Origin of the sequence: Sporosarcina sp. FSL K6-1540 (assembly GCF_038620285.1) — a bacterium.
Classification (GTDB): domain Bacteria; phylum Bacillota; class Bacilli; order Bacillales_A; family Planococcaceae; genus Sporosarcina; species Sporosarcina psychrophila.
This window is the reverse complement of record NZ_CP152018.1, coordinates 1,637,501-1,640,000: the sequence shown is the minus strand read 5'-3', so window position 1 is coordinate 1,640,000 and position 2,500 is coordinate 1,637,501. Positions and strand designations below refer to the sequence as shown.

General features: G+C 43.3%; 1 protein-coding gene and 2 rRNA genes (1 of these 3 only partly in view). 2 read left to right on the top strand and 1 reads right to left on the bottom strand.

Features of this window, described 5'->3' with window-relative positions:
• Positions 1-752: ribosomal RNA gene (locus MKY15_RS07450) — 23S ribosomal RNA — on the top strand (it extends 2,180 nt beyond the left edge of the window).
• 80 nt (positions 753-832) lie between these two features.
• Positions 833-948, top strand: a 5S ribosomal RNA gene (gene rrf, locus MKY15_RS07445).
• Between the two features lie 797 nt (positions 949-1,745).
• Here the strand turns inward: rrf and MKY15_RS07440 are convergent.
• Positions 1,746-2,132, bottom strand: coding sequence for a hypothetical protein (locus tag MKY15_RS07440; RefSeq protein WP_338654421.1), 387 nt, complete (start codon positions 2,130-2,132; stop codon positions 1,746-1,748).
• Between the last annotated feature and the right edge of the window lie 368 nt (positions 2,133-2,500).

Sequence of the window (2,500 nt, the reverse complement as noted above, 5' to 3'; positions counted from 1 at the left end):
GCTTCGGATGAGGCGTTGGTGGGATACTACCCTGGCTGTATTGGACTTCTAACCCATGCCCCTTATCGGGGCAGGAGACAGTGTCAGGCGGGCAGTTTGACTGGGGCGGTCGCCTCCTAAAGAGTAACGGAGGCGCCCAAAGGTTCCCTCAGAATGGTTGGACATCATTCGTAGAGTGCAAAGGCATAAGGGAGCTTGACTGCGAGACCTACAAGTCGAGCAGGGTCGAAAGACGGGCTTAGTGATCCGGTGGTTCCGCATGGAAGGGCCATCGCTCAACGGATAAAAGCTACCCCGGGGATAACAGGCTTATCTCCCCCAAGAGTCCACATCGACGGGGAGGTTTGGCACCTCGATGTCGGCTCATCGCATCCTGGGGCTGTAGTCGGTCCCAAGGGTTGGGCTGTTCGCCCATTAAAGCGGTACGCGAGCTGGGTTCAGAACGTCGTGAGACAGTTCGGTCCCTATCCGTCGCGGGCGCAGGAAATTTGAGAGGAGCTGTCCTTAGTACGAGAGGACCGGGATGGACATACCTCTGGTGTACCAGTTGTCTTGCCAAAGGCATCGCTGGGTAGCTATGTATGGACGGGATAAATGCTGAAAGCATCTAAGCATGAAGCCCCCCTCGAGATGAGATTTCCCATTACGCAAGTAAGTAAGATCCCTCAAAGAAGATGAGGTTGATAGGTCTGGGGTGGAAGCACGGCGACGTGTGGAGCTGACGGATACTAATCGATCGAGGACTTAACCAATTTTGAAAAGGGCTTGATTACCCTGATTCGTGTAGCACAATGTCTGTTTTATTCAGTTTTGAGCGAACAAGCTCAAAGAGTCTGGTGACGATTGCGAAGAGGTCACACCCGTTCCCATCCCGAACACGGAAGTTAAGCTCTTCAGCGCCGATGGTAGTTGGGGGTTTCCCCCTGCGAGAGTAGGACGTCGCCGGTCTCATTGAAAGGTCATTACCTTATAGGTAGTGGCTTTTTTTGTGTTTATTTTTAATTTTCAATAATGATTTGAGGTCGTGTTTGGCGATAAGTAGAAGTATAAAGTCGAAACATTCGCCTATCGTCAAAATGTGAATCTGACCTTATACTATGTTACGTCTGTTAATTAACCACTACCTTAAATAAAGCACCTGTAAGAAATGCACAAAAGTCTACATGTAACCTTGTCCAGTTCCGGCTTGCTTTGGACGATATGATCACGCCACCTTTACCGCGAGTTAAAGGTGGCTGGAAATGAATGCTTCACCCCAGCCACATCTTTTTGGGAGGAATTTCAATTCATTTCTCCTTGGTCATCCTGTTACGATTATCTGTCCATCGCATACCTCCAAAGTTCAAATGAAAAATGCCACTATTTTGGAAGAGGAACGAATAACTGTCTTTCTAGAGAGGAAAGTGGTTATGCACTTGTTCCCAAAAGCTTTAGCACTTCGCATACTAGAATGTTTGGAGAGTGACGGATGAACGACCACCCTACATAGCAGAAATCCCTATAATGGGTACAGTAGTCATTCAGTCCAAATCAACCCAACAGCACCTGTAGATGGGGCTTCTAGTGTTTAATCACAAAAGTAAGAAGTCATTACTGGTTAACTGTGGGTAATCAACACATGTGGTACTATGTTATATTTTAAAGTTGATTTAATGAAAAATTAAAATAGACTTGGATCTACAATAGTAGATCCAAGTCTATTTCGCTATAAATTATGAGAGCGGAATGTTTAATAAGTGCATCCCCTAGTTTTCATGCACAATTTCGATTCTGTTAAATCCTCCAAACTGTGGATTTGAATCTAATTGAGTATAGTAGCTTACATCTATTTCGTCACCTACAGTTAAAGTCCCAGGAACGTCTTTCATAGGTAGCCATACCGATGATGTTCGTTGTTCCCATGTCAGAGATTCAGTTGGATTCCAATCTATCTGTGAATTCAGCTCTTCAATATCTTGTGATTTAATCATTGATTTTGAGGTGAACAAAAATCGATCTCCATCAACTTTTACAACATATCCAGTATCAATAATATTATCAGATGAACTATTATTGAATTGCTTGTTTTTTGCACAACCAGTTAGCAATAGCACTACTAACGCAATAATAAATAATAATCTTTTAAATTCCATTAGTCCTAACCTCCTTGTTATGAACTAGACGTCCATCTACTACTATCCGTTTCAGCGCCCTGTACTTCAATCTAATATCGAGGCATTAGTCGTGAATAGATTCTTATTACTTGAGACCGTCAAACGGCTGCTTATTTAGATGTCCTTGGGTGAGACTGACTTGTTAAGGCTTAATTAGATAACGATATGGATTCAAAGGTTATCAGCTAATATTCCGCATTGTATCAGTACATGGAGGGCTTTAACCACCCATGCCAAAAAGCAATGGTATGGAGCTTTATACCTTCTAGGCGGATGGAATTTAAATTAGGTGAGTAGGAGGCATTTACCACATCTAAAATAACAATAATTATTACATTCGTTTTATG